This is a genomic window from Mesorhizobium sp. M2C.T.Ca.TU.002.02.1.1 (genome assembly GCF_003997225.1).
Window position 1 is genome coordinate 1 of sequence record NZ_RZTO01000599.1, and the last position, 3,914, is coordinate 3,914.

Below are 3,914 nucleotides of genomic sequence, written 5' to 3' on the forward strand. Positions count from 1 at the left end.
GCGCTGATCGCGCGCAAGAACGGCTTTGCCGTCATGGAACGCGCCGCCCAACCCGATCCGCGCGAGCAGGACGAGATGCTGTTCGACGAGGATGAGGACGAGGGCGACGAGGGGATACTCGCGCTCGGCGCCGTCACCCATTGGTGGCTGTCGTTCCGCGCCTTCCTGCACCGCCGCGCCGAGCGGCGCAGGCGCGAGCGCGACGAGTTCGAGCCGCCGATGGAGCCTAAGGCCAGCGCCTGGCGGCGGGCCGCCGAACGCGTGGAATCGGCCGAGTTCGCCGAAAGCCGGATGAGTCCGGGCGGCCGCGCCCGCGTCGAGCCGGAATTCTTCGCCGCCATGGTCAACGACCGCAGCGCCTCGGTCGATCCGGCCGACCAGGATATTTTCGACGACGAGCAGGACGAAGACGTCGACCTTGACGATTTCGACGACGAGCTGCCTGTCCAGCGGCGCGGCGCGCCGAGCGCCAAGGTGCAGAATTTCCGTTCCGATGCCGCGACCCGCGTCGCCGCGCCGGCGGCGCGCCCCGTGCCGGGCGCGCGCGTCCAGCGCGAGGCCCAGACCTCGCTGATCGGTTCCGACACGTTCGAGATGCCGTCGCTGCACTTCCTGTCCGAGCCGAAGAACATCGCAAAGGATGCGAGCCTTTCGAAGGACGCGCTGGAGCAGAATGCGCGCCTGCTCGAAGGCGTGCTGGAGGATTTCGGCGTCAAGGGCGAGATCATCCATGTCCGCCCCGGCCCGGTCGTCACGCTCTACGAATTGGAGCCGGCGCCAGGCATCAAGTCCTCGCGCGTCATCGGTCTTTCCGACGACATCGCCCGCTCGATGAGCGCCATCGCCTGCCGCGTCGCCGTCGTGCCCGGCCGCAACGCCATCGGCATCGAATTGCCCAACGCCAAGCGCGAGACGGTCTATCTGCGCGAGATCATGGCCAGCCGCGACTTCGAGACGACCAAGATGAAGCTGGCGCTCGCCCTTGGCAAAAGCATCAATGGCGAGGCTGTCATAGTCGACATCGCCAAGATGCCGCACGTTCTGGTCGCCGGCACCACCGGCTCGGGCAAGTCGGTCGCCATCAACACCATGATCCTGTCGCTGCTCTACCGGATGACGCCGCAGGAATGCCGGCTGATCATGATCGACCCGAAGATGCTCGAGCTCTCGGTCTATGACGGCATCCCGCATCTTTTGACGCCGGTCGTCACCGATCCGAAGAAGGCGGTCGTGGCGCTGAAGTGGACCGTGCGCGAGATGGAGGACCGCTACCGCAAGATGTCCAAGGTCGGCGTGCGCAACATCGACGGTTTCAACGCGCGCGTTCAGCAAGCGGAGAAAAAGGGCGAGAAGATCTCGCGCACGGTGCAGACCGGCTTCGACCGCCAGACAGGCGAGGCGATCTACGAGACCGAGGACCTCGATCTCGAGCCGATGCCCTATATCGTGGTCATCATCGACGAGATGGCCGACCTGATGATGGTGGCCGGCAAGGATATCGAAGGCGCGGTGCAGCGCCTGGCGCAGATGGCGCGCGCCGCCGGCATCCATGTCATCATGGCCACGCAACGCCCGTCGGTCGACGTCATCACCGGCACGATCAAGGCCAATTTCCCGACCCGCATCTCCTTCCAGGTGACGTCCAAGATCGACAGCCGCACGATCCTTGGCGAGCAGGGCGCCGAGCAGCTGCTCGGCATGGGCGACATGCTCTACATGGCCGGCGGCGGCCGCATCCAGCGCGTGCACGGCCCGTTCGTCTCGGACGACGAGGTCGAGAAGGTCGTCGGGCACCTGAAGCTGCAGGGCGTGCCGGAATATCTCGACGCCATCACCGAGGACGACGAGGAAGACGACGAGGACGGTCCGTCGGGCAAGGGCGGTTCCGGCGGCGGTGGCGGCGGCAATTTCGAGGATTCCGACGATCCTTACGACCAGGCGGTCGCGGTGGTGCTGCGCGACGGCAAGGCCTCGACCAGCTACATCCAGCGCAGGCTCGGCATCGGTTACAACCGCGCCGCCTCGATCATCGAGAAGATGGAGAAGGAAGGCATTGTCGGTCCAGCCAACCATGCCGGCAAACGCGAGATTCTGGTCCCAACGGAAGAGGACAAATTCTAGGGTCTGACCTGAAGTTCGACAAACCTCGGCCCGGCGAGACGCCAGCCCGGGCAAGCAGGCAACCGGAGATCGTCTGGCGCGTTTCATGCGACGGGCTGTCGCCCGCGCCTATGCGACGGAGCTGTCGCGCATCCGCCAAACTTAGGCCCTAGTGGGAGTCCAGAAACTGCGGCGACACGAATCACAGGAAGTGACCGGCATGAAGACCCAGACAGAATTCGCCCTCACCCGCCGCCAGCTTCTCGGCCTCGGCCTGATGCTTGGCGGAGCCGCCGCCCTCAACCTCGTGCCGGGCTACCAGCTCGTCGCCGCCGCGCAGGCCGCGGTGCCGCCGGCGGCGCAGAAGATCGCCGATCATTTCTCCTCGGTGAAGTCGATGAGCGGCGAGTTCGTCCAGTTCGGGCCGAAAGGCGAGCAGACCGGCGGCAAGTTCTTCCTCGAGCGGCCAGGCAAGATCCGCTTCAACTATGACGGCTCCTCGAACTTCCGCGTCATCTCCGACGGCAAGTCGGTGGTGATCCTCAACAAGAAGCTCAACACCTCCGACCTCTACCCGCTGTCGAAGACGCCGCTGAAGCTGCTGCTCGACGACCGGATCGACCTCTCCGGAGGGCGCGTCAAGGCGGTCAAGGAAGAAGACGACCTCACCACCATCAAGCTGTCCGACAAGTCGGTGTTCGGCAATGCGATGATCACCATGATGTTCGACCCGAAGACCTACGATCTGCGGCAGTGGACGATCACCGATGCGCAAGGCAAGGACACCACGGTGATGATCTTCAACACCAAGGAAGGCGTCAGCTTCCCGCCCGACACCTTCGCCATCGACTACACGGCGAACAGAGAGTTGAATTCCAGGACGCGATCTGGCGGATAAACCGGCACTGAAGCAGCCGAGGGCTCTAGGCGAGCTTGTCTTTCTGGCGCGCGGCTGGCACTAGATCGGCGACCTTTGCCGGACCTCGCCTGAATGCCCTTCACCATCGCCACCTGGAACATCAACTCCGTGCGCCTGCGCATGCCGATCGTCGAGCGGCTCTTGAAGGAGCATGCGCCCGACATGCTCTGCCTGCAGGAGACCAAGGTTCCGGACGAGCTCTTCCCGGAAAAGGCCTTCCGCAAGGCGGGCTACGAGCACATCCTGTTCCACGGCCAGAAGGGCTATCACGGCGTCGCCACCGTCGCCCGCCGCCCGATCGAGCTGGTCGAGAAGCGGCGGTTCTGCGAGATCGACGACAGCCGGCATCTGTCGGTCAGGATACAGGCGGGCGGCAAATCGGTGCTGGTGCATAATTTCTACGTGCCGGCCGGTGGGGACGAGCCGGATCCGGAGATCAACCGCAAATTCCGCCACAAGCTCGATTTCGTCCAGGAGATGAACGGCGTGCCGGCGAGCGGGGATGAGCTATCCGCATCGATCCTGGTCGGCGACCTGAACATCGCGCCGCAGGAGCACGACGTCTGGTCGCACAAGCAATTGCTCAACGTCGTCAGCCACACGCCGGTCGAGACGACAAATTTCGAGGCGATGCGCGAGGCCGGCGGCTGGGTCGACCTGATGCGGCTCAACGTGCCCGCCGGGCAGAAGCTCTACACTTGGTGGAGCTATCGCGCGAAGGATTGGGAAGCGTCGAACCGCGGCCGCCGCCTCGACCATGTCTGGTCCTCCGCCAACCTGGTGCCGGCTTTCAAAGGCTACGAGATCCTGCAGGCGGCGCGCGGCTGGGAAAAGCCGTCCGACCATGTGCCGGTGATTGCGAAATTTGACTTGGACTGACGCGGCGGCGGAGAGG

Annotated in this window: 3 protein-coding genes; all 3 read left to right on the forward strand. The window is 64.7% G+C overall.

The window, feature by feature from the left end; translation table 11 throughout:
• Positions 1-2,121, forward strand: a 2,121-nt coding sequence (locus EOD07_RS25775; protein ID WP_164772517.1) for a DNA translocase FtsK, incomplete at its 5' end; no start/stop codon positions are given.
• 199 nt (positions 2,122-2,320) lie between these two features.
• A complete protein-coding gene (locus tag EOD07_RS25780) occupies positions 2,321-2,998 on the forward strand; it encodes an outer membrane lipoprotein carrier protein LolA (RefSeq protein WP_127237421.1) in 678 nt (225 codons plus the stop codon).
• Between the two features lie 93 nt (positions 2,999-3,091).
• Positions 3,092-3,898 (forward strand): exodeoxyribonuclease III, encoded by an 807-nt coding sequence (gene xth, locus EOD07_RS25785; RefSeq protein WP_127237422.1) that lies wholly within the window; start codon positions 3,092-3,094, stop codon positions 3,896-3,898.
• Positions 3,899-3,914: the final 16 nt, after the last annotated feature.

What these genes read in the sequence shown, in the direction of transcription:
- EOD07_RS25780 (WP_127237421.1), top strand. Translation starts at nt 2,321, where the DNA reads ATGAAGACCCAGACAGAATTCGCCCTCACCCGCCGCCAGCTTCTCGGC.
- xth (WP_127237422.1), top strand. Translation starts at nt 3,092, where the DNA reads ATGCCCTTCACCATCGCCACCTGGAACATCAACTCCGTGCGCCTGCGC.